Origin of the sequence: Amycolatopsis xylanica, from assembly GCF_900107045.1 — a bacterium.
Lineage (GTDB): Bacteria > Actinomycetota > Actinomycetes > Mycobacteriales > Pseudonocardiaceae > Amycolatopsis > Amycolatopsis xylanica.
In genome coordinates this window covers 731,392-754,173 of the sequence record NZ_FNON01000002.1, presented here as the reverse complement: position 1 = coordinate 754,173, position 22,782 = coordinate 731,392, and the positions used below count along the sequence as shown (strand labels likewise).

General features: G+C 68.6%; 24 protein-coding genes. 10 read left to right on the top strand and 14 right to left on the bottom strand.

The annotated features are described in order from the left end of the window. Positions 1-63: 63 nt before the first annotated feature. Positions 64-1,929 carry an FAD/NAD(P)-binding protein gene (locus tag BLV57_RS11375; RefSeq protein ID WP_245757266.1) on the top strand — a complete coding sequence of 622 codons (1,866 nt, stop codon included), beginning with the start codon at positions 64-66 and terminating at the stop codon, positions 1,927-1,929. Here BLV57_RS11375 and BLV57_RS11370 read toward each other — a convergent pair. From BLV57_RS11370 to BLV57_RS11355, 4 genes are all read right to left on the bottom strand, one after another. Then, positions 1,910-2,287, bottom strand: a complete 378-nt coding sequence (locus BLV57_RS11370) for a VOC family protein (RefSeq protein WP_091288594.1) — start codon at positions 2,285-2,287, stop codon at positions 1,910-1,912. The genes BLV57_RS11375 and BLV57_RS11370 overlap by 20 nt on opposite strands. A 74-nt stretch (positions 2,288-2,361) precedes the next feature. After that, positions 2,362-3,063: a helix-turn-helix transcriptional regulator gene (locus BLV57_RS11365; RefSeq protein ID WP_091288593.1), complete on the bottom strand. Its 702-nt coding sequence runs from the start codon at positions 3,061-3,063 to the stop codon at positions 2,362-2,364. A gap of 85 nt (positions 3,064-3,148) precedes the next feature. Beyond that, a complete protein-coding gene (locus tag BLV57_RS11360; protein ID WP_091288592.1) occupies positions 3,149-3,787 on the bottom strand; it encodes an HNH endonuclease family protein in 639 nt (212 codons plus the stop codon). A 90-nt stretch (positions 3,788-3,877) separates the two neighbouring features. Next, positions 3,878-4,558 (bottom strand): hypothetical protein, encoded by a 681-nt coding sequence (locus BLV57_RS11355; protein ID WP_245757265.1) that lies wholly within the window; start codon positions 4,556-4,558, stop codon positions 3,878-3,880. A gap of 49 nt (positions 4,559-4,607) precedes the next feature. Between BLV57_RS11355 and BLV57_RS11350 the strand changes: the two genes are divergently transcribed. The 3 genes from BLV57_RS11350 to BLV57_RS11340 are packed head-to-tail and all read left to right on the top strand — an operon-like array spanning position 4,608 to position 7,863. After that, positions 4,608-5,894, top strand: coding sequence for an adenylosuccinate synthase (locus tag BLV57_RS11350; protein ID WP_091288591.1), 1,287 nt, complete (start codon positions 4,608-4,610; stop codon positions 5,892-5,894). Positions 5,895-5,954: 60 nt separating this feature from the next. Further along, on the top strand, positions 5,955-6,896 hold the full coding sequence (locus tag BLV57_RS11345) for an LLM class F420-dependent oxidoreductase (protein ID WP_091288590.1): 942 nt from the start codon (positions 5,955-5,957) through the stop codon (positions 6,894-6,896). Between the two features lie 34 nt (positions 6,897-6,930). Beyond that, the gene (locus BLV57_RS11340) at positions 6,931-7,863 is read left to right on the top strand and encodes a TIGR03564 family F420-dependent LLM class oxidoreductase (RefSeq protein WP_091288589.1); all 933 of its coding nucleotides are present in this window, start codon (positions 6,931-6,933) and stop codon (positions 7,861-7,863) included. On the opposite strand, the gene BLV57_RS11335 is transcribed toward BLV57_RS11340, so the two are convergent. The 5 genes from BLV57_RS11335 to BLV57_RS11315 form a co-directional block, all read right to left on the bottom strand. After that, positions 7,850-8,227: a hypothetical protein gene (locus BLV57_RS11335; RefSeq protein ID WP_091288588.1), complete on the bottom strand. Its 378-nt coding sequence runs from the start codon at positions 8,225-8,227 to the stop codon at positions 7,850-7,852. The genes BLV57_RS11340 and BLV57_RS11335 overlap by 14 nt on opposite strands. Continuing rightward, positions 8,224-8,715, bottom strand: coding sequence for a hypothetical protein (locus BLV57_RS11330; protein WP_245757264.1), 492 nt, complete (start codon positions 8,713-8,715; stop codon positions 8,224-8,226). The genes BLV57_RS11335 and BLV57_RS11330 overlap by 4 nt, the downstream gene beginning before the upstream one ends. After that, positions 8,712-9,104, bottom strand: coding sequence for a hypothetical protein (locus BLV57_RS11325; protein WP_091288587.1), 393 nt, complete (start codon positions 9,102-9,104; stop codon positions 8,712-8,714). Before BLV57_RS11325 ends, BLV57_RS11330 begins: the two co-directional genes overlap by 4 nt. Then, entirely contained in the window at positions 9,104-9,553 is a 450-nt protein-coding gene (locus tag BLV57_RS11320) for an LEA/WHy family protein (protein ID WP_091288586.1), read from the bottom strand. Before BLV57_RS11320 ends, BLV57_RS11325 begins: the two co-directional genes overlap by 1 nt. 190 nt (positions 9,554-9,743) lie before the next feature. Further along, positions 9,744-11,360 carry a Na+/H+ antiporter gene (locus BLV57_RS11315; protein ID WP_091288585.1) on the bottom strand — a complete coding sequence of 539 codons (1,617 nt, stop codon included), beginning with the start codon at positions 11,358-11,360 and terminating at the stop codon, positions 9,744-9,746. A 147-nt stretch (positions 11,361-11,507) separates the two neighbouring features. Here BLV57_RS11315 and BLV57_RS11310 point away from each other — a divergent pair, with 147 nt between their 5' ends. Further along, positions 11,508-12,707, top strand: a complete 1,200-nt coding sequence (locus tag BLV57_RS11310; RefSeq protein ID WP_091288584.1) for an MFS transporter — start codon at positions 11,508-11,510, stop codon at positions 12,705-12,707. A 206-nt stretch (positions 12,708-12,913) separates the two neighbouring features. On the opposite strand, the gene BLV57_RS11305 is transcribed toward BLV57_RS11310, so the two are convergent. Continuing rightward, positions 12,914-13,291 (bottom strand): hypothetical protein, encoded by a 378-nt coding sequence (locus BLV57_RS11305; RefSeq protein ID WP_091288583.1) that lies wholly within the window; start codon positions 13,289-13,291, stop codon positions 12,914-12,916. A gap of 144 nt (positions 13,292-13,435) precedes the next feature. Between BLV57_RS11305 and BLV57_RS11300 the strand changes: the two genes are divergently transcribed. The 3 genes from BLV57_RS11300 (at position 13,436) to BLV57_RS11290 (ending at position 15,779) form a co-directional block, all read left to right on the top strand. After that, positions 13,436-14,608, top strand: coding sequence for a GAF domain-containing sensor histidine kinase (locus tag BLV57_RS11300; RefSeq protein ID WP_176968567.1), 1,173 nt, complete (start codon positions 13,436-13,438; stop codon positions 14,606-14,608). Continuing rightward, entirely contained in the window at positions 14,605-15,264 is a 660-nt protein-coding gene (locus tag BLV57_RS11295; RefSeq protein ID WP_091288581.1) for a response regulator, read from the top strand. The genes BLV57_RS11300 and BLV57_RS11295 overlap by 4 nt, the downstream gene beginning before the upstream one ends. Before the next feature lie 77 nt (positions 15,265-15,341). Next, the gene (locus BLV57_RS11290) at positions 15,342-15,779 is read left to right on the top strand and encodes a pyridoxamine 5'-phosphate oxidase family protein (protein ID WP_091288580.1); all 438 of its coding nucleotides are present in this window, start codon (positions 15,342-15,344) and stop codon (positions 15,777-15,779) included. Positions 15,780-15,801: 22 nt separating this feature from the next. Here BLV57_RS11290 and BLV57_RS11285 read toward each other — a convergent pair whose 3' ends face one another. Beyond that, entirely contained in the window at positions 15,802-16,992 is a 1,191-nt protein-coding gene (locus BLV57_RS11285; protein ID WP_091288579.1) for an HAD family hydrolase, read from the bottom strand. Further along, on the bottom strand, positions 16,989-18,521 hold the full coding sequence (locus BLV57_RS11280; protein WP_091288578.1) for an amino acid permease: 1,533 nt from the start codon (positions 18,519-18,521) through the stop codon (positions 16,989-16,991). The genes BLV57_RS11285 and BLV57_RS11280 overlap by 4 nt, the downstream gene beginning before the upstream one ends. 203 nt (positions 18,522-18,724) lie before the next feature. Here BLV57_RS11280 and BLV57_RS11275 point away from each other — a divergent pair, with 203 nt between their 5' ends. Further along, positions 18,725-19,225: a hypothetical protein gene (locus tag BLV57_RS11275; protein WP_091288577.1), complete on the top strand. Its 501-nt coding sequence runs from the start codon at positions 18,725-18,727 to the stop codon at positions 19,223-19,225. A gap of 12 nt (positions 19,226-19,237) precedes the next feature. On the opposite strand, the gene BLV57_RS11270 is transcribed toward BLV57_RS11275, so the two are convergent. Beyond that, positions 19,238-20,194, bottom strand: a complete 957-nt coding sequence (locus BLV57_RS11270; protein WP_091288576.1) for a serine hydrolase domain-containing protein — start codon at positions 20,192-20,194, stop codon at positions 19,238-19,240. A gap of 19 nt (positions 20,195-20,213) precedes the next feature. Continuing rightward, a complete protein-coding gene (locus BLV57_RS11265; RefSeq protein ID WP_091288575.1) occupies positions 20,214-21,329 on the bottom strand; it encodes a glycerophosphodiester phosphodiesterase in 1,116 nt (371 codons plus the stop codon). A 146-nt stretch (positions 21,330-21,475) separates the two neighbouring features. On the opposite strand from BLV57_RS11265, the gene purD reads away from it, so the two are divergent. Continuing rightward, complete coding sequence (purD, locus tag BLV57_RS11260) at positions 21,476-22,738, top strand: phosphoribosylamine--glycine ligase (RefSeq protein WP_091289090.1); 1,263 nt, start codon at positions 21,476-21,478, stop codon at positions 22,736-22,738. The last annotated feature ends 44 nt before the right edge of the window (positions 22,739-22,782 follow it).

Sequence of the window (22,782 nt, the reverse complement as noted above, 5' to 3'; positions counted from 1 at the left end):
AACGATGTCCGCCACGTGGGAATTCGAGTAGTGGGCGCCGGAACCAGGCGTAGCTTCGAACCTGTGGCGTTCGAACTCGCGATCGTAGGTGCGGGCCCGCGCGGGATCTGTGTGCTGGAACGGCTTTCCGCCAACGCGCCCGAGTTGCTCGGCGACCGGCTGGTGGTGCACCTGATCGACCCTTTCCCACCCGGCCCCGGCCGGGTCTGGCGGTATGACCAGTCACCGCTGCTGCGGATGAACTCGATGCCGGAAGACGTCACCATGTTCACGGACGAGACGGTCGAAATGTCCGGTCCGGTGCGCCACGGCCCGTCGCTGTCCGAGTGGGCCAAGAAGGTGCGGACGGGCAAGCTGGCCGCCTCGGTTCCCGATGACCTGCACGACGAGTTGCGCACGCTGAAGTCGACTTCCTTCCCGACTCGGCGTTTGCAGAGCGCCTACCTCGACTGGGTGTATCAGCACATCCTGGACACTTTGCCCGACGGGATCGAGGTGGTCGAGCATCGCACGCACGCGGTGAACGTCACCGAAAACGCCGTCTGGCTCAAGGATTCGGCGGCGCCGCTGCGGGTCGACGCCGTGCTCATGACCGTCGGCCATCTCGACGCGCTGCCGGACGAGCGTGAGCTGGAGCTGGCCGAGTACGCCGCGCGCAACAGCCTCGCGTACTACCCGGCCGGGTACACCGCCGACGTCGACTACGCCGACGTGCCGGCGGGCGAACCCGTGCTGGTGCGTGGTTTCGGGCTCGCGTTCGTCGACTTGATGCTGCTGCTGACCGAGGGGCGCGGCGGCCGGTTCGAGGAGCAGCCGTGCGGCGGGCTCCGGTATCACCCCAGCGGACGCGAGCCGGTGCTGCACGTCGGCTCGCGGCGCGGCGTGCCGTATCACGCGAAGACCGGCTACCGGTTGCGCGGGAAACCGTTGCAGATGCCCAGGTTCTTCGACTCCTACACGTTCGAGAAGCTGCCGGAGCGGCTCGAGTTCAAGCGCGACGTCTGGCCGCACATGGCCAAGGAGATCGCGTGGGGCTACTACAGCGAGCTGTTCACCGGGCACCCCGAGCGGGTGCGGATGGACTTCGCGGTGTTCGCGGACGCCTTCGCCGACATCGCTTGGGGCTCACCGGAAATGCTCGCGCTGGTCGAGAAGTCGGTGCCCGCGGAAGAGGACCGGCTCGATTTGGAGCAGCTCGACCGGCCGCTCGCCGGGCTGCGCTTCACGACGGGCGAGGAGTTCGGGAAGCACGTCCGCGAGTACGTCGAGTACGACCTGGCGCGCCGCGCCGACTCCGAGTTCAGCGCGGACCTCGGCGCGTTCATGGCGCTGCTTTCGGTGTACCACCAGCTGTCGGGGCTGGTCGGCAGCGGGCGGATCAGCGCGCGCTCCCAAGTGTCCGAAATGGACGGATGGTGGCACGGCTTCTTCAGCTACTACGCCAGTGGGCCGCCGCCGCGCCGTCTCGAAGAACTGCTCGCGTTGCACCAGGCTGGCCTGGTTTCCTTCGCGGGCGCGGAAATGCGGATCACCGCCGCCGACGGGATGTTCGTCGGCGGCAGCGAGAGCTTCCCCGGTGAGGTGCGGGCGCGGACACTGATCGAGGCGCGGCTGCCCGCGCCCAGCGTGAGCCGTGCTTCGGACGTGCTGCTCCAGACTCTGCGCGATGCCGGCGATCTGGTCGAAGAGTCCGTGCTCGACGTGGCGACCGGTGAACGCGAGGCGTCCGGCCGCATCCACACCAGGGTCGGCGACTCGCGCCTGCTCAACTCCGGCGGCGACGCGCATCCCCGCCTGTTCGCGGTCGGCCCGCACACGAGCGCGCGTTCGGCGGCGGCGTTCACCCGCCCCCGCACGAACGCGCTTCCGTTCCGGCAAAACGACGCGGTCGCCCGCGAGATCCTCGCGCTTACGACGCGGGCGGAGTGAAGACGCCGAAGTGGTTGCCCTGCGGGTCTTCCAGATCCGCGAAGACCAGGCCCTTCGGCGAGGTCGTCGGCGGCACGAGCACCTTGGCGCCGAGCTTCTCGGCTTCGGCGACCGCCTTGTGGGTGTCTTCGACGAGCACGAAGAAGATCGCGTGGTTCGGGAATTCGCCGCGCGTGTCGAAGATCCCGCCGGTGGGGTGCGAAGCGCCGGGGGTGGTGGCGAGCTGGTAGCGGCCCTCGAGGTCGTCATCGGCTTCGAAGGACCAGTCGAACATCTCGCTGTAGAAGCCCTTGGTGGCTGCCGGGTCCGCGCTGCCGATCTGGAACCAGGTGACGCTGCCGAATGCCGGTGCGGTCATGGGATTTCCTCCTGTTGTCTTGCTGGTGAACCTCACTTTCGTCGTCGTTCGCGACAGCCTTATGTCGGTGTTTCTCAGCCGAACCGTGCGACCTGGATCACATGGTCCGGCACCTCGGGCAGGGTCAGCACGCGCTCCGGCACCGGCTCGCCGAGATCGTTCGCCGACAGGATCCGGTCGACGCGGAACACCCGCAGGTCGTCGCGCAGCCGGCACCAGCCGACGAGGTACCAGCCCTTCGGCGCGGCCATGAACACCACGGGCTCGACGTCGCGCTCGGTCAGCGTGCCGTCCTTGTCGGCGTAGAGCAGCCGCAGCACACGCTGCTTGGCGAGCGCCTCTTCGAGGATCGACGGCACCGGCTGCCTCGGCGCGGGCGCCGAAACGGGCGCGAGATAGCGGACGCGATCGGCGAGCTCGGTCGCGGCGGCCGCCTCCTGCACGGGCATCGCCGCGACGATCTTGCGCAGCGCGCTCTCGGCCGCGCGGGCGAACGGCGAGCTGTCCGCGTCCCGCAGCGCGACCGCGACGGCCACCGCCTCGGCTGGCGTGAAGTTGAGCGGCGGCAACGTCCTGGTCTTGTCGAGCGTGTAGCCGCCTCGGCGGCCGACGTCGGCGTAGATCGGCACCCCGGCCTGCTGGAGCGCGTCGAGGTCGCGCTCGATGGTGCGCACGCTGACCTCGTAGCGGTCCGCGAGCTGGCGGGCGCTGCGTCTTCCTGGCGCGACCGCGCGCAAGTCTTCGACGATCGCGTAAAGCCGGTCGGTTCGGTTCACGCCCCCGACGCTAGCCAGGGGGACCGACAGTTTCGGGTCGTGAGTGTTCCGGCCGGTTCTAACCGGCCGGAACACTCACGAGCCCCTAGCAGCGGCCGAGCATGGAGGTGAGCGCGGTCTTCTCCGCCGAGTTGATCGTCAGCTTGTACTTGTACTTCGAGCCGACCCACATGCGGGCGTAGGTGCACCAGTAGCCGGTCAGCGGCGGCTTCCAGGCGTCGGGCGACTTGTCGCCCTTCTGCTGGTTGACGTTGTCGGTGACCGCGATCAGCTGCGGCCCGGTCAGGTCGTTCGCGAAGGCCTGCCGCTGCGCGGTCGTCCACTTCGCCGCCCCGGTGCGCCAGGCGTCGGCTAGCGGGACGACGTGGTCGATGTCGATGTCGGAGGCGGCCGTCCAGGTCGCGCCGTCGTACGGGCTGACCCACTTGCCGCCGGTCGGCGCGCAGTCCGCGCCGGTCGTGACGCCGATGCCGTCGCGTTTGAGCACGACCTCGCGGGTGTTGCAGCTGTTGCCCTGGTCGATCCAGTGCGGGAACTTCTCGCGGCTGTAGCCGTCGAGGGTGCCGTCGGGTGCGACGGTGAGGGTGGCGAGGTTGGACTTGGCGGTGGCGGCTGACGGGATTCCCGGTGGGGTGGCGTCAGCCGCTCCGGCGATACCGACGGTGAGCACCGCGCTGATGCCCAAAGCGGTCAACGAGCGACGAACCAGGCGAAACGTTGGCATAGGGCTGCCTCCGAGTCGAGTGCAGGGACGACTAACCCTGGCTCACGGAGGTGACGACGGCAACACTTGTGGGTGATATTTGGTGAATTGCTAACCAACACCGCGCACCAGGCGCAGGTCCTCGGTGTGCCGGTACCACGTCCACCGGTTAAGCGCGCGCGGGTGCACGACGCCGTCGTACACCGGCCGCGTCGGGATGCACCCGAGCTGGAACGCGCGCGACTCGAAGTCCGACGGCCGCTTGAAGAAGGCGCCCTTCACCACGCGCACCGCCAGGCCAGGCCCGCTGCCGCTCGGCTCGACCTCGATCGACCGGGCGGGACCACGCAGTGCGAGCTTCTCGTCGCAGTACGCCACCCCGCGCACGGTCGGGATCTGCCCGCGGCCGACCAGCACGCCGCCCGCGTCGTCGCGGATGAGCGGTACCGGGTCGACATCACCACGGACAGCGAGCGCGAGCGCACGCAGCGGATCGGTCGGCAGACCCCAGATCTCGGCGACCGCTGACTCCGGATCGGTCGGCACGAAGCCGACCGACACGCCCGCCAACTGTTCTTTTCGTAACAGTCGCAGTACCACGGCCGCGAGGTCCGCGTCCGACCCGCCGACGATCAAGCGATCGCTTTCCCCCAGCAAGGGGTCCACATCCGCCTTGCCGGGGCGCGACGGCAGCCGCACGGTCCTGACCTCGTCGACGTCAGGAATTTTCTCCGTATCGGGTCCACAAGCCAGCACCAGTCCCCGCACGCCAGCCGCCTCCGTTACGCTCATGCACCGGCATTCGCCTGCGCCCTTGTCTGTCGAACCTCAGGAGTGTCACATGCCGGCCATCGTGCTCATCGGCGCCCAGTGGGGCGACGAAGGTAAGGGCAAGGCCACCGACCTGCTCGGCGACCGCGTCCAGTGGGTCGTCCGCTATCAGGGCGGCAACAACGCCGGTCACACCGTCGTCCTCCCCAACGGCCAGGACTTCGCACTGCACCTCATCCCGTCGGGCATCCTCACCCCCGGCGTGACCAACGTGATCGGCAACGGTGTCGTCGTCGACCCCGGTGTGCTGCTCGAAGAGATCGCCGGGCTCGAGGCCCGCGACGTCGACACCAGCAAGCTGCTGATCTCCGCCGACGCGCATTTGATCATGCCGTACCACGTGGCGATCGATAAGGTCACCGAGCGTTACCTCGGTAGCCGCAAGATCGGCACCACCGGCCGCGGCATCGGGCCCTGCTACCAGGACAAGATCGCCCGCGTCGGCGTCCGCGTGCAGGACCTCCTCGACGAGAAGATCTTCCGCCAGAAGGTCGAGGCCGCGCTGGAGTTCAAGAACCAGGTGCTGGTCAAGGTCTACAACCGCAAGGCGCTCGACGCCGACGAGGTCGCCGACGAGGTGCTCGCGGCAGGCGAGAAGTTCGCGCACCGCATCGCCGACTCGCGGCTGCAGCTCAACCAGGCGCTCGAGCGCGGCGAGACCATCCTGCTCGAGGGCTCGCAGGGCACCTTGCTCGACGTCGACCACGGCACGTACCCGTTCGTCACCTCGTCGAACCCGACCGCGGGCGGCGCCAGCGCCGGTTCCGGTATCGGCCCCGGCCGGATCGGCACCGTGCTCGGCATCCTCAAGGCGTACACCACGCGCGTCGGCTCCGGCCCGTTCCCGACCGAGCTGCACGACGAGTCCGGCGAGTACCTGCGCAAGACCGGCGGCGAGGTCGGCGTGACCACCGGCCGCGCGCGGCGCACCGGCTGGTTCGACGCGGTCATCGCGCGGTACGCCGCGCGGGTCAACGGCATCACCGACTTCTTCCTCACCAAGCTCGACGTGCTGTCCGGGCTCGAGAAGGTCCCGGTGTGCGTCGGCTACGAGGTCGACGGCTTCAAGACCTACGACATGCCGATGACCCAGACCGACGTGCACCACGCCACCCCGATCTACGAAGAGCGGCCCGGCTGGTTCGAGGACATCTCGGGCTGCCGCACCTTCGAGGAGCTGCCCGCGAACGCCCGCGCGTACGTCGAGTACCTCGAAGAGCTTTCGGGCGCGCGGATCTCCGCGATCGGTGTCGGACCCGGCCGCGAGCAGACGATCGTGCGGCACGAGTTCATCTAAAGGGACAGTTTCATCCAGCGAGACAAGGAATAAGCCCGGACGGACCGGGTTGCCCCTGCCATGACCATTGGGGTAGCCCTTCCGTCCGGGGACACGGACGGCGCGAGCAATCTCGTCGAAGAGCTCATCGAGCAGACCAGGCAGGCGGCTGCCGCCGGTATCGACTCGGTGTGGTTCTCGCAGCTGCAGAACTACGACGCGGTGACCGTGGCCGCGATCGCCGGGCGCGAGGTGCCCGGGATCGCGGTCGGCAGCTCGGTCGTGCCGATTTATCCCCGGCACCCGCTGCTGCTTTCCGCACTCGGCCAGACCGCGCAGGCGGCCACCGGGGGCCGGTTCACGCTCGGCATCGGCCTCGGCTCCGAGAAGCTGCTCAAGCCCGCGTACGGCGTCGACTACCCGCCGCCGATCCGGCACCTGCGCGAGTACCTGACCGCGCTGCGGCCGTTGCTGAACGGCGAAGCGGCCGAGTTCGACGGCGAGCTGCTCAGCTCGCACCCGTTCGCCCCGACGGCCGTTCCCGGCTCTGACCCGGTCCCGATCCTGGTCGCGGCGATGGGCCCGCAGGCGCTCAAGGTGACCGGCGAGCTGGCCGACGGCACGCTGCCGTTCCTGGCCGGGCCGCGTGCGCTCGCCGAGAGCATCGTCCCGATCATCAACGCGGCCGCCGAGTCGGCCGGGCGTCCCCAGCCGAAGATCGTCGCGGCGTTCCCGGCCATCGTCACCAGTGATGTCGAAGCCACCCGTGAGAAGGCCGCCGCGAACCTCGCGTTCTACGACTCGATCCCGTCGTACCAGCAGATCCTTGCCACGGAAGGCGTTTCGGCCGCGCACGAGCTGGCGGCGATCGGCGACGAGGAGACCGTGGCCGCCGCGATCCGGCGCTACTTCGACGCGGGCGCCACCGAGGTCGTCATCACCCAGGCCGGTCTCCACTCGACGGAAGACCGGCTGCGCACCTGGAGACTGGCCGGTGACCAGACAATGGTGCGCACTAATTGATCGAGGTTGCCGATAAGCCGGTTTAGCGTGGCGCATGACCATAGGGGTGACCATCCCGGCCAGCGACACCTACGCGGCCGCCAATCTCGTCGACGAGTTCGTGGTCCAGACCAGGGAGGCCGCCGACGCGGGGCTGAGCTCGGTCTGGTTTCCGCAGTTGCTGGACTACGACGCCGTCACGGTGGCCGCGGTGGCCGGTCGGGAGATTCCCGGCATTTCGGTCGGAACCGGCGTGGTGCCGCTTTATCCGCGCCATCCGCTGCTGGTGTCCGCGCTCGCGCAGACCGCGCAGGCGGCCACCGGCGGGCGGTTCACGCTGGGGCTCGGGCTGGGCGCCAAGCCGTTCCTGGAGCCGGTGTTCGGGCAGCCGTTTCCGCCGCAGATCGAGCATTTGCGGGAGTACCTGACGGTGCTGCGGCCGTTGGTCAGCGGCGAGGAGACCGAGTTCGACGGCGAAACGGTCAGCCTGCATCCGTCGATGCCGACGGCCGTGCCCGGCGCCAAGCCGGTGCCGATCGTCGTGGCCGCGATGGGACCACGCGCGCTGGCGGTCGCCGGTGAACTCGCCGACGGGACGTTGCCGTATTTGGCCGGGCCAAAGGCTTTGTCGACGAGCGTCGTGCCGGTGATCGGCCGGGCGGCCGAGTCGGCGGGCCGCCCCGCGCCCAAGGTCATCGCGGTGTTCCCGGCGGTCGTGACCGGAGAGGTCGAGGCGACCCGCGAGCTGCTCGCCGAGCGGCTCGCGGTGTACGACACGATTCCGTCGTATCAGCGAATCCTTGCCGCGGAAGGGGTTTCGCGCGCCGCCGAGCTGGCGGTGATCGGCGACGAGCAGACGATCGCGGCGGCCGTCGGCAGGTACTTCGACGCCGGCGCGACCGAGGTGGTGATCAGCCAGGCGGGTGTCCGTTCGAGCGAAGACCGCCTGCGCACGTGGAAATTGCTGGGCGAACTCAACAAACGCTGACGACCGCCGAGAGCGCGCCACGCCAGTTGCCCGCCTTCGCGCGGACGGCGAGGTAGCTCTTTTGGTTCTCCACGGGGAAGTTCGTCAGCGAGGTCACCGTCGTCGAGGTGATCTGCGGGCTGCTCATGTTCGCCTTGGTGTCGAGATAGACCTCGTATGCCGACGCGCCGGTGATCGTGGTCCACGAGAGGTTCGCGTTGCTGTTGGCTCCGTTGCAGGCATTGGCGGTGGCCGTGAGCGCCGGCGTGGCCAGCGAGCCCGCCTTGCCGTAGGCGGAGCCGGTGTTCGACGTGGACCACGCCGCACCGGCCTCGCCCGCGAGCACCAGTGCCGCCGCCAGCACGAGAACGGCGATCCTGGTCATCCGCTCACCACCGTGACCGACACCGGGATGGTGAAAGCGGCGTTCTGGCAACCGTTGTCCGAGGCCGTCGACATGCTCACGGCGTCGGTCAGCGTCAGCGTCGCGCTGCCGCCTGCGGCCACCGAGCTGGACAGGGTCTGGGTGGTGAAGGAAACCCCGGTGGTCGAACAGGTCCCGGCGCCACCGCTCGCGGTCGCCGCGCCCGCTCCGGCGATCGTGGTGACCTTGACCGGATACGGGTTCGGGTTGTTGACGAGCACTTTGGCCGTGCCCTTGCCGCCCGGGTACAGGTCGCCGACGGTCACCGCCGTGACGCCGGTGGTCGGCGCCTGTGCGGAGCCCGCCTTCGCCGACGCGGTGCCGGAGCCGGTGGAACTCCAAGCGGCGTAAGCGATTCCGCCGGTGAGCGCGACGGCCGTGACGCCGGCGGTGATGACGTAGTGCCGAGGCCGGAGCCTGCGCTGGGGGACGCGTCGGTGCGAGGTCATGATTTCGTGGCCGTTCCGGAGTAGGTCAGCGGGAAGGTGACGTTCTTGCAGGCGTCCGGCGCGGCGGCCGCCAGATGAGTGGTCAGCGCGACCTCGGCGAACCCCTGCTTCGGCACCACGAGTGCCTTGGCGAGCGGGTCGACCCTGACCAAGTCGGGTGGGCACGCGGGGTTCGAGGTCGCGGTGACCGTCGCGGTCAGCGTGGTGACCTTGATCGGGAAGTTCTCGGTGTTCCCGATCCGCACCCACCGTGCGCCGGTGGCGCCCGGGTACAGCGCGGTGCTGCGCCCGGGCACGTCGGTCACCGTGAAGCCGGCCTTGCCGGGTGGCTGCTGCGGGGTGCACGCCGCGGTCAGCGCGAGTGCCACCGCCAAGACGGCCGTGCGCATCAGGCCGCGGACGCCAGCGTGGCCGTCAGGGTGAGCGAGAAGTTCTTGCCCTGGCAGGCGTCGTCGGCGTCGCCGGTCATGTGCGCGGTGAGGGTGTACGTCGACGAGCCGTTCGCGGCGATCGTGCCGCTCGGGTTGCTGACGGCGTCACTGGTGACCGAGCCCGCGCCGCAGCCGCCGTCGGCCGCCGAGCTGCCCGACGAGATCGAGGTGACCTTGACGGGGTAGGAGTTCGGGTTGGTCACGCTGATGGTGAAGGTCTGGGTGGCGCCGGGGTAGAGCGCGGCCGAAGTGCCGGTCGGTGAGATCGTGGAGTTGATCGCGCTCGTCGAGGTGACCGAACCGGAGCCCGCGCCGGAGCTGGACCACGCGGCGTACGCGACACCCGCCACGGTCAGCGCGCCTGCGGCGCCGAGAGCGATCGCGGTCTTCTTGCTGAACTTGCGCATCAAGAGCTCCTCGGTGAGTTCCTTGGGGAATACCGAGAATTCTGCGGGGAACGCGATTCGGGCGCGGCGGTAAACCGGCCCGGATTCGCGTGCCCCTAGGTCCCTTGTGATTCGAATCGGCGCCTGTTATGCGTGAGATCGCTCGTGATCGGCATGTATTCGAAGCGAGATCACGAACAATGTAACGGCTTCATCCGGCGCGTGCGGTGAACCTCGACGTCAGCGTGAGCTCCTCCAAATCCAGCTCCCGCAAGACCTTGCGGAGGATGTCGTCGTCGAGCCTGCCGGCTTCACGTTCGGCGATCATCGCCTCACGCTGGATGACCAGCAGTTCGCGGCGTGCCTTGGCGAACTGCGCCTGCGGGCTGGCGACGCGTTCTTCCGCGGAAAGCGAGATTCCGGCGGCGGCGAGGCGATATCGGCTTTCGATAAGGGTATCGAGGCGTTGCCGGATCTTTTCCACTTTCTCCGGTGGTACGTCCATAGTGGACACCCGCTCGCGCATGATCTCCGCGAGCCGTTCCTTGGCCGCTGCCTGCGCGACCGTGCGCGCGGCCATTTCCTCCTCGGCGTCGCGGATCGCCTCGTCGGGATCGGCCACGTTCAGCTTCCTGATCAACCCTGGCAACGTGAGGCCTTGGATCAGCAGGGTCCCGATCGCCACGGTGAACGCGAACAGCTGGATCTCGGTGCGGCCCGGCACGTCGACGGGGATACCGGTCGCGGCCGCCAGCGTCACGACACCCCGCATGCCGGTCCACGAGACCACCGCGAGATGCCGCCACGACGGCACCGCGCGTTCGCGGCCGAACAGCCGCGCCGTCTGCGGGAGATAACTCGAGACGAACACGGCCGGTATCCGCACGAGCATGGTCACCATCAGCACGACCAGCGCGCACCACGCGAGCGTGCCGTCCGCGCGCGTCGCGGCGTGCGCGTTTTCGAGCACGAACGGCAGCTGCAGGCCCATCAGCGCGAACACCAGCGCTTCGAGCAGCACGTCGATCGACGCCCACACCGACGAGTCCTGCATGCGCGTCGCGGGACTGCCGTAGCGCAAGGACTTGTGGCCGAGGAAAAGTCCGGCGGCGACCACCGCGAGCACGCCGGAGCCGTGCACGTGCTCGGCGGCGACGTAGGCGGCGAACGGGACGATGATGCCGAAGGTCGACTCGATCAGCGGATCGTTGAGCTTGTGCCGGATCAGGCCGACGATCATGCCGATCACCAGCCCGATCCCGATGCCGACCACCGTCGCGACGGCGAACACCACCACCCCGCCGCCGATCGACCCGGCCGTGCCGAGCGCCGCGGCGATGCCGATCTTGTACAGCGTCAGCGCGGCGGCGTCGTTGACCAGGCTCTCGCCGGTCAGCACGGCCATCACCCGGCGCGGCAGGCCGAGCCTGCGGCCGATCGCGACCGCGGTCACCGCGTCCGGCGGGGCGACCACCGCGCCGAGCACCAGTGCCGACGCGAACGGCAGGTCCGGCAGCAGCAGGTGCACGACCAGGCCGACCACCAGCGCGGTGACCACGACCAGCGCCACGCCGAGCGAGATGATCGGACGCAGGTTGCTCTTGAAGTGCGCGACCGAACTCTCCAGCGAGGTCGAGTAGAGCAGCGGCGGCAGCACGACCGTCAGCACCAGCTCCGGATCCAGCTCGACCCTGGGCACTCCGGGAATGAACGAGACGCCGAGCGCGACCACCACGATCAGCAGCGGCGCCGACTGGTTGAAGCGGCGGGCGAACGCGGTCAGGCCGAGCGAACCCGCGAGCACGGCCATCAGGGTGAGCAGCTGCATGGGGACCTCCTGCGGTGATCTTCGCCGACGCGCCGTCCCGCCGCGCGGGAAGGTTCTCTTCTGGTCAGTGGAAGTAATCTGGACTACACTGTGCGCTATGCGAATAGTCGTGCGCACTTAGAACAAGTGTCGTGACGGAGGTTCCCGATGCCGGAGACAGCTGAGAGAAGTCCTTGGGTGGTGCCACTCGCCTGGGCCGCCGTGCTCTTGGACGGCTTCGACCTGGTGGTGCTGGGCGTGGTCGTCCCGGTGCTGCTGGCGGGCAAGGTGTGGGGGCTGACCGCGGGCTCGGTCGCCGTGGTGTCGACGTTCGGCCTGGTCGGCATGACCATCGGCGCGATGGCCATCGGCACGATCACCGACGTCATCGGCAGGCGCAAGGCGCTGATCATCGCGGTGGCCTCGTTCTCGGTGTTCACCGCGCTCTGCGCGGTCGCGCCGTCGGCGTTCTGGTTCGGGCTGCTGCGGTTCCTCGCCGGGCTGGGCCTCGGTGGCTGCCTGCCGACCGCGATCACGCTGGTCACCGAGCATTCGCGGCGCGGGAAGGGCAACAGCGCGGCGACCACGGTGATGACCGGGTATCACGTCGGCGCGGTGCTCACGGCCCTGCTCGGCATCTCGGTGATCCCGGCCTTCGGCTGGCAGGCGATGTTCGTCATCGGCGCGCTGCCCGCGCTGATGCTGGTCCCGTTGATGCTGCGCTATCTCCCGGAGTCGGCGGCCTTCGAGCAAGAGGAGACCAAGCCGGGCGTCGAGGTGGTCGGCAAGCTGTTCAAGGGCGGGCTGCTGCTGTCGACGATCGCGTTCTGGGTGACCTCGTTCATGGGCCTGCTGCTGGTCTACGGCCTCAACACCTGGCTCCCGCAGATCATGCGCGTCGCGGGCTACCCGCTCGGCGCCGCGCTCGGCCTCCTGCTCACTCTGAACCTGGGCGGCATCGTCGGCCTGCTCATCGCGGGCTACGTCGCGGACCGCGTCGGCGTCCGCCGCTCCACGATCACCTGGTTCGTCGCCGCGGCGGCCTTCCTGGCCCTGTTGAGCGTCAAACTGCCCTCGGCCGGCTTGTACATCGCGGTGTTCCTCACGGGCATGTTCGTCTTCAGCGCCCAGGTGCTGGTCTACGCCTTCATCACCCGCACCTACGGCGCCGAGATCCGCGCGACCGGCCTCGGCTGGACCGCGGGCGTCGGCCGCCTCGGCGCCATCACCGGCCCTCTCCTCGGCGGCTTCCTCCTCGACGCGGGCATCGCCTACCCCTGGGGTTTCTACGCCTTCGCCATCGTCGGCGCCCTCGGCGCGGCCAGCATCGCCCTAGTCCGAACCCGCGCCCACGCAGCCGTGGCCTGACCTCCCGTGGCCAGGCCGCGGGCGAGGGGCACGTGACAAGGGCCGCCTTTGTAACGCTCTGGGTGACAAGGGCCGCCCGTGTCACCCAGGCCGCGGCCCACCACACATAAGTCACTTTCGTTCCGCTGAGCGTGACACAGGCCCCGTTCGTGCCGACCAGCATGGGGGTCGTGAGTGTTCCGGCCGGTTCTAACCGGCGAAAACACTCACGACCCCAGCCGGCGGTGGCGGGTGGAGGGGACCTGGAGGATCTTGGTGTCCTCGGGGCTCAACGATCGCGCGAGGAAGACGGCGGCGCCCCACGAGCGGATGAGCGTGCGGGACTCCGCGATCAGCAGCAGGTCCGTCTCGGGATCGTTGGCGAACTCGATCGCGTAGCGCAGCAGGGAGGTACAGCGCTCGTTCAGGTCGTCCGGGGTCGCTTCGGCGGCCCAGGCGGTGATCCTCAGGCCGTGATCGAACGCGAAGCGGCGGCAGCTCGCCCGTAAGTCGGCCAGGTCTTCGCCGGACGAGGAGGCCGCGGTGCAGCAGTAGGCGGTCGCCGATGGCAGCCGCGCCAGTTTCGGGTGCCCGAAAACAATCATGGGGTAGCCCCTTCCCACTTGCTCAGTCTGGGGAAGGAATAAGCGGACGTCAGCGGGACAACGGCCTGGCGCGGAAGATCCGTTAGCCTCTTGTTTTCAGTACAGGCGGGTGATAATCGGCCGTCCGGCGGTAACCTCTTGCGCGTGATCGGTGACTCCGACCGTCGAGAGCAATGGCTGCGTGCCTCCCAGGACATCACGGGCGCCCTGTTGTCCGGTGATGATCCGCGTGCCGCGCTGCGCGTGGTCGCGGAGCGGGCGAGGTTGCTCGCGAACGCGCCGATCGCCGTGATCGCCGTGCCGGATGAGGACAATGCAGCGAACCTGGTTTTCGACGTCGTCGACGGCGTCGGCATGGGCGGGGAAAAAGTGAACGGCCTGTCGGTGCCGATCGCCGAAACGGGCTCCGGACACGTCTATCTCAGTGGCCGGTCAATGATTTTCAATCAATATGGCGACAAGGTTCGTGCCAGGTCGAAAGACCCCGAAAACGAACTGCCCGATCGGGTCACCGAACTCGACTCCTCGGTGGCCGTTCCGCTTTCCTTCGCCGACGAGGTGCTCGGCGTGCTGCTGCTGGCCCGGTTCCACGGGCAGCCCGAGTTCACCAACGCCGACCTCGAACTCGCCGAGAGTTTCGCCGCGCACGCCGCGGTCGCCATCCAGTTCGGGCGCGCCGCTGAGGCGCGCCGGATGCTCGCGATCTTCGAGGACCGCGACCGGATCGCGCGCGATCTGCACGACCTGGTCATCCAGCGGCTGTTCGCCATCGGGCTCGGGCTCGAAGGCGTCAGCATGCAGATGGAACCGAAGACCGCGGACCGGCTGACCGCGTTCACCAAGCAGCTCGACGAGACCATCCGCGAGATCCGCCGGACGATCTTCTCGCTGCAGGAGGAGCCGGACGGCCAAACGAGCCTGCGCACGGAAATGCTCCGCTGCGTCCGCGAGGTGACGGCCGCGCTCGGCTTCGAGCCCAGGGTCTCCTTCGACGGCCCGCTCGACTCGCTCGTGCCCGACGTCGTCCGGCCCGACCTGCTCGCGACGCTGCGCGAGGCGCTGTCCAACGCCGCGCGCCACGCGAAGGCCTCGGCCGTCGACGTCGACGTCCGCGTCGACCGCGACGGCACCGAACTCGTCCTGTCGGTCACCGACGACGGCGTCGGCCCGCCCGACGAGCAGGGCAGGCGCAGCGGGCTCGCGAACCTCGCCAGCCGGGCCGAACGCTGGCGCGGCGCGTTCACCTTCAAGCCCGCGCCCGGCGGCGGCGCCGCACTCAACTGGACCGTGCAACTACCCCGGGAGGCCCGAGTATGACGATCTCCGTGTTCCTGCTCGACGATCACGAACTGGTCCGCCAGGGCCTGCGCACCGTGCTCGAAAACGCGGGTGACCTGGAGGTCGTCGGGGAGGCGGGTTCGGCGGCCGAGGCATTGGTGCGGATACCGGCCGCCAAGCCCCAGGTCGCCATCCTCGACGTGCGGCTGCCGGACGGCGACGGCGTCACCGTCTGCCGCGAGATCCGCTCGCTGCTCGACCCGCCGCCCGCCTGCCTGATGCTCACCTCGTACTCCGACGACGAGGCGTTGTTCGGCGCGATCATGGCGGGCGCCGCCGGGTACCTACTCAAGCAGATCTCGGGTATGGATCTCGTCGCCGCCGTCCGGACCGTCTCGGACGGCGGTTCGCTGCTCGACGCCAAAGTCACCGCGACCGTCATGAGCAGGCTGCGCGGCGAGACCGGCGCGACCGATCCGCGTTACGCCTCACTCAGCCCGCAGGAGCAGCGCGTGCTGGCCCTGATCGCGGACGGCCTGACCAACCGCGAGATCGCGAGGCGGCTTTATCTCGCGGAGAAGACCGTGAAGAACTACGTGTCCGCTGTCCTGCACAAACTCGGTCTGACCAGGCGAACGGAGGCCGCGGTCTACGCCGAACGGAACCGGCTCAAGGGCTCGTCTACTTCTGAGTAGGGTCCTTCGGCCCTGGTTGCTCCGGCAGGCATCCCTGAAAGTGGGGATCACCGTAGTGGGTGAATGCAGGAGTGGACATGTTCGATTCAGTCGGTCCGGAGGTGTTGGACCGTCACGCGTGCCTGGAGCTGCTGGGCAGCGTCGGTCTCGGCCGGATCGTCTACACCGAACGCGCCATGCCCGCGATTCAGCCGGTCCAGTTCACCGTGTACGAAGAGGCCGTGATCATCCGTGCGAGCCCGGGCGGCAAGCTCTCCGCCGCCGCCCGCGACGCCGTGGTCGCGTTCGAGGCCGGGTCCTTTTCGGAGGATCTCTCCAGCGGCTGGAGCGTCCGGGTGGTCGGCCAGGCCACCGAGATCCGCTGCCCACTCGAACTCGCCGCGCTCAAAGGCGTTTCCCTGCCCGGCTGGTCACCCGCGCCGAACGACCTCTACCTTCGCATCCCGATAGAGGTCGTCTCCGGCCGCCGCATCCCGGATGAGCGCAACGGGATAAAGCCCGCTTTATCCCAGTAGCGCACCCGGGATAAAGCCCGCTTTATCCCGGGGTTTCGAGCTGGTCGGGGATGATCGAGCCGTCGGGGCGCCGGACGGGGCCGGCGCTGCCGTCGGGGTTCGTGTAGGCCGTCGTCGAGCACGGGTACGGCGAGGTCTTGGGTGGCAGCGGCTGGATGAACATCGGATTCACCAGCCATTTCCCGTCGCCGTCCCCGAACGCGTGGCACATCAGCTCGGCCTTGTTCCGGTTGATCACCAGCCGGAGCCCGCGCGCGTCGCCGGTGAACGTGACGTCCGTGGTCGAGTCGCCTGCCGCGAACACCTGACGGCCGCGCGTGGTCCACGCCGCTGGCCCGCGCACGCCGAAGATCTCCTGGTTGATCCAGCACCGCTTGCCGTCGATGTAGGTGATCGCGCCACCGTCACCGCCGCACGGCACCAGCCGCGCGGTCTGCTTGCCACGCGAGATCTCCGTGCGCACCCCGATCACGTGGTCGGGTGCGATGCCGACACCTGCCGCCCACACCTTCGCGACCACGTCGGCCGACGCCGACACGATCCACACGTCGAAACGCGCGCGCTGCAAGGTGCGGATCAGGTCGCGCTGCTGGTCGTAGTACCGCACCCAGCCGGTGACCTGCTTGCTGCCGACCCGCTGGGTCGTCCCGATCGGCGCGGCGAGGTTTTCCCGCCTGGCGGCCAAAGTGAACGCGGCGATCTCCCACGGGGTGTGTCCGGCGAGCAGCTGTGCCGCCCACGCGTACTGCGGCTCCACCCTGCGGTGATTCCAGCCGGAGAAAGCCGCCTTGCCGCCCGAAGTCTTGCCGTCCGAGTAGATCGACAGGATCTCGTCGGCGCACCGGGTGTCCGGCCCGCTTGTCCACAATGGACCGCTGCCGCACGAAGCCGACAACGAAGCGGCCGCGTCGTCGGTCAGGAAAGCCGAAGTGGACTTCCAGTCACGCGGCGCCACGATCTTGTTGTTGCGCAACATCCAGAACGTCATCGCGTCGCCGATGTCGTTACGCACCACCGTGTTGTCCCAGTCGAAGACCGCGACGCCACGTTCGGTGCAGATCAGCTTCTGCAGCTCGGCGCGGTTCTGGCCGTACCAGGCCGGATCCGCCTTGAGCTGCGGGCAGGCCGGGTGGCGTGCCGGCGCCGCTTGCGCGGGCGGCGCCACGAGCCCGAGTACCGCGGCGACCGCCGCCAGCACACCACCCAGTTTCATCCCAGCTCCTTGAGTTCCTGCTCGACGGCGGCCAGTTCGGCCTCGGACCCCTGCACCTTCGGGCCCTTGAACCACTTCCGCGCGGACAGCACCCACCACAGCGCCGCCCCGCCGAGTACCACGAGGAACGCGATCGGCGTGTAGTTGAAGCTGTCCACGGTGATCGGCGAGACCTGCGGCAGCATGAACAGCACGAAGATCAGCGCGACCCAGATGGTCGCCACGATGCCGACCGGCTTGCCCCACTTGCCGAGGTTCCACGGGCCCTTTTCGAAGTCGTCACCCTTGCGGACCCGCAGGAACACGGGAATCACGTAGGCGACGTAAAGCCCGACGACCGCGATCGACGTGACCGCCGCGTACGCCGTCGCGCTCCACAGATACGGCAGCGCCAGCAGCATCGCGCCGCCCGCGGCCAGCCAGACCGCGTTGGTCGGGGTCTGCGTGCGCTTGTTGATCTTGTGCCAGATGTTCGAGCCGGGGATCGCGCCGTCGCGGGCGAACGCGTAGATCATCCGCGAGTTCGCGGTCACCGAGGCCATGCCGCAGAACAACTGCGCGCCGATGCAGATGAGCAGCAGCAGCTTGCCGGTGGTCGCACCGGTCGCGTCGATGAAGATCTGCGCCGGCGGCACGCCGGTGGCGGAGCCGACCGCGCCGTCGTAGTCCTGGATCGCGAAGGTCAGCCCGATCAGCAGGATCCAGCCCGCGACGAGCGAGACGAGGATCGAGTTGATGATGCCGCGCGGGCCCGCCTTCGCGGCGTTCTTGGTCTCTTCGGTCATGTGCGCGGACGCGTCGTACCCGGTCAGCGTGTACTGCGCGAGCAGCAGCCCGAGCGCGAACACGTAGACCGGTGAACCCCAGCCGGTGTTGTTCACGAAACTGCCGAACACGAACGACGCGCTCTGGTGCTTGTCCGGCACCACGATCAGCACGCCGACGATCACCAGCACGCCGAGCAGGTGCCACCACACGCTGATCCCGTTGAACAACGCCACCAGCTTCACGCCGAAGGTGTTCAGCGCGCCGTGCACGACCAGGATGATCGCGAGCAGCAGGATGGTGTGCCCCGGCGTTGCCGCGTACCCGAACTGCAGGTCGAGGAACGCGTTGAGGAACAGCGCGGCGCCGAAGTCGATGCCAGCGGTGACCGCGATCTGCCCGATCAGGTTGAACCAGCCGGTGAACCACGACCACGCTGCGCCGTTGCGCGGCGCCAGTTTCGCGGCCCAGTAGTACAGCCCGCCCGCGGTCGGGTAGCTCGAGCAGACCTCCGCCATGCCGAGGCCGACCAGGATGACGAACACGCCGACCAGCGGCCAGCCCCAGATCATCGCGGCCGGTCCGCCGGTCTTCATGCCGAACCCGTAGAGCGTCAGGCAGCCGGAGAGGATCGAGATGATGGTGAACGAGACGGCGAAGTTGGAGAACGCCGACATCGTGCGTTTCAGCTCTTGGGCGTACCCGAGCTTGTGGAGGAGGGCGGCATCGTCGTCGGTGGCGCTCGGCTTGTCTGACACGTCCATGGGGCACCCACTTAAAAGGTATACGGACAGACCATTGAGACCCGCCGAAGTTAGACCCCGCTGCTCAGAGGTGTCAAGAGTCCGTTAAGAAGTCGTTCTCCAGCTGCCCAACCCGGTGTGGAACACCCATGGAACGACCGCGGAACGCCTTGAGGGTGAAGGCGCGGCCATCGGGCCGTCGCCAGTCCACAAGGAGCAGCAGCATGAACACCTCCAGACCCTGGAAGCGCCGTATCGCGCGGGCGGCGGCCCTCACCGCCGCCGGCGCGAGCGCACTCGTCCTGACCGCGGTGCCGTCGATGGCCGCGCAGAAGTGCACCGGCGCGGCCGTCGCCAACGTGTGCCTGGCCATCGACCGGCTCTCGAACGGGGAGTACGCGGTCCACCTCGGCATCGACTGGCACATCAGCAAGTCCGACGCCGCGGCGATCATCCTCGGCGGCGGCCCGCTCACGGCCGAGATGATCGGCGACGACGCGTTCTCCGACGATCACCTCTTCACCGTGCCGCTGACCGACGCGGGCGCCTCCGACGCCTCCGGCCTCAGCATCGATTTCGACCGCGTGGTCCCGGCGTCCTTCCTCGACGAGGACGACACCCCGTTCGACCGCGTCGACGAGGTGTTCGGCCGGATCAGGATCACCGATCGCCGCACCAACACGACGCAGACGTTCGACACACCCGAGTTCGTCCAGCGTTTCTGACCCGCGAAGTGGTCACGGCCCGGTGGCGAACTCTTCTTCCAGCTGCCGGGCCGTGGGCCACGCGCCTTCGTAGGTGTTCGAGACGACCGTGTGGGTGATCCCGCGCGCGGGGTCGTGCACGCTGCGGAACGAGACGCCGGGGTCGCCGCCTTGAAGCATCACCACATCGTCGCGGTGGCGCCAGAAACCGAGTGCGTAACCGGCTTTGCCGTGCTTGGTCTCCGGCGTGCGCGGCCGCATCACCTCCGCCACGTCCGGGATCAGCTTCCCGGCGAACAACGCCTGCCAGAACGCGTGGAAGTCGGCGACCGTGGTGTAGATGCCACCGTCGCCGCTGCCACGCACCGGCAGGTCGAAGAGGTTGGAGCGGTTCTCGGAAACGTAACCCGTGGCCATCCGGCCCAAAGGCTCGTCCGAGCGCAGGAATTCGGTGTCGTGCATGCCGGCGGGCGCGCACACCCGCTCGCGCACGAGATCGTGGAACGGCACACCGCTCACGCGCTCGGCGATCAACGCGAGCACGACGAAACCGCCGTTGCAATAAGAGAAATCGGTGCCGGCGGCGAATTTCGTCGGATAGCCGTCGAGTATCGGCACGTAACTCTCGGTCGTGTCGAGCAGTGCGACATTGAAGACCGGTTCTTCTTCGGCTTCTTCGTCGTAGTAATCGCCGATACCCGAACGGTTCGACACCAAATGCTCGACGGTGACGTCGTCGGCGATCAGGGGCAGGTCGTCGCCGAGTACCGAACGGGCAGTCGTCGAAAGCGAAAGCTTGCCGTCCGCGATCAGGCTCAGCACGGTGACGGCGGTGAGTCCCTTGGTACCGCTGGCGATCGCGAAGCGGGTGTCGACGGTGTTGGCGACGCCATGGCCGCGATGCGCTAAGCCGTAGGCCTTCGCCAACACCGTCTCACCGTCGCGATCGACGCGGATCACGCCGGAAAAGCCCTGGGGAGGTTCGATCATTCACCCAGGATCAACGGTTTCAGCGGAAAGCGCGAACGCTTTCCAGAGCCGTGTCCGGTTGGTCGGCGAAAAAGCCGTCGATGCCTGCCCTCAAGTACGCCTCTTCTTCCGCGAAGACGTTCCCGTAGCGCGCCGGGTCCGCCGACGAGCGCAGGCCGGCCGGCAGGAAGTTGTTCTCGTTGCGGAAGGTGTACGGCTGCACCTGCAGCTTCGCCGCGTGCGCGTCCCGCACGAGCGTGGTCGGCTTGGTGAGGTTGCCGGTCGCGTCGAGCGGGATGATCTGCGCCTTCTCCGGGCCGAGGTAGGTCGCGTACTTCGCGATCTCCTTGAGACCGGCAGGCGTCACCAGGTCCTTGTACGTGCGCGGGTCGCCCTTCGCCACGAAGTCGGCGGGCGCGCCGGTCGCCGAGGTCAGCTGCAGCAGCGGCACCCGGAGCTGCTGGTGCAGCTCGATCAGGTTGCTCACCTCGAACGATTGGATGATCACCGGCGCGTTCGGCCGGTTGAGGCCGTTGCGCTTGAGGATGTCGACCAGCTTCGGCTCGGTCGGATTGCCGAGCTTCTGGAAGTAGGTCGAGTGCTTGACCTCGGGGTAGGTGCCCAGCGTCCGGTGCAGCTCGCGGCCGAGACGCTTGGTGAGGTCGAGCACCTCCTGGTACGTCGCGATCTGGTAGCGGCCGTCGTAGAGCTGGTTGTTCGGGCGGAACTGCGGGATCCGCTCGGTCGCGCGCAGCGTCTTCAGCTCGGCGAGGGTGAAGTCCTCGGTGAACCAGCCGGTCAGCGGCGCGCCGTCGACGATCTTGGTCGTCTTGCGGCCGATGAACTCCGAGTGCTTCGCGACGTCGGTGGTGCCGCCGATCTCCGGCTCGTGCCGCGCGACCAGCTGGCCGTCCTTGGTCGGCACGAGGTCGACGTCGACCCAGTCGACGCCCTGGCGGAACGCGAGCTCGTACGAGGCGAGCGTGTGCTCGGGGCGGTAGCCGGGCGCGCCCCGGTGCCCGACGACGACCGCGCCGTCGCGGTGCTGCCCGTATCCGTCCACGCCCTGTTCCTCCGCGTTCGCCGCACCCAGTCCCGCGACCCCGACGACGGCCAGTCCCGTCAGGGCGAGCACGCCCAGTCGCCTGCGCATCATGAATGACCTCTTCCTTAGGGAGACTGGAGACCTACCGCGACACCCTTGTTCGCGCAAGCGACCAACGACGGTCTCCGGGCTGACCAGCGAGTGAACGCCGAGTGCCGAAATTCGCGGACGCCGGGAGGCCGACTACGCTGCTCTGCGTGCGCGTACTGGTAATCGGGTCCGGGGCCCGTGAGCATGCCCTCGTCCTCGCTGTCGCTCAGGACCCAGCGGTCACCGCACTGGCCTGCGCGCCAGGCAACGCGGGAACGGCCGGTGTGGCCGAGCAGCTCGGTGTCGACGCCGTCGACCCGGAAGCCGTCACGGCGCTGGCCAAGAGCTGGAAGGCCGACCTGGTGGTCATCGGCCCGGAGGTCCCGCTGGTCGCGGGCGTCGCCGACGCCGTGCGCAAGGCCGGGATCGCCGTCTTCGGCCCCTCGGCGGCCGCCGCCCGCATCGAGGGCTCGAAGGCCTTCGCCAAGGACGTGATGGCCGCGGCCAACGTGCCGACCGCGCACAGTGAGATCGTCGACAACCCGGCGAAGCTCGACGCCGCGCTCGGCCGCTTCGGCCCGACCTGGGTGGTCAAGGACGACGGCCTCGCCGCTGGCAAGGGCGTGGTCGTCACCCCCGACATCGACGTCGCGCGCAAGCACGCGCTGATGCTGCTCGACGGCGGCCACCCGGTGCTCCTCGAGTCCTTTTTGGATGGCCCAGAGGCCTCCCTCTTCTGCTTCGTCGACGGCAAGACGGTCGTCCCGCTGCTGCCCGCGCAGGACTTCAAGCGCGTCGGCGACGGCGACGCGGGCCCCAACACCGGTGGCATGGGCGCCTACGCGCCGCTGCCGTGGGCGCCGGAAGGCCTGGTCGACGAGGTCGTGCGCGACATCGTCCAGCCGGTGGTCAACGAGCTGGTCAAGCGTGACTCCTCGTTCAGCGGCCTGCTCTACGCCGGGCTCGCGCTGACGTCGGAAGGCCCGTCGGTCATCGAGTTCAACTGCCGCTTCGGCGACCCGGAGACCCAGGTCGTGCTGGCGCTGCTGCGCACCCCGCTGGCCGGGCTGCTCAAGGCGACCGCCACCGGCAAGCTGCACAAGCAGCCGCCGCTCGAGTGGGACCCGGGCGCCGCGGTCACCGTCGTGGTCGCCGCCGACGGCTACCCCGGCAAGCCGCGCACCGGAGACGTGATCTCCGGTGGTGAGATCGAGGGCGTGCTGCACGCGGGCACCCGTCGCCGCGACGACGGCGCCGTGGTCTCCGCCGGCGGCCGGGTGCTCTCGGTCGTCGGCACCGGCAAGAACCTCAAGGCCGCGCGCAAGCAGGCGTACGCCACGGTCGAGCGGGTGCATCTGGCCGGGTCACACCACCGCACGGACATCGCGCTGCTGGCGGCGAAGGGCGAGATCACGACCCCGGCTTCGTGAAACTTAGCCTGCGCCTACATCGGGGTTGGTAGCCTCGGAATCCG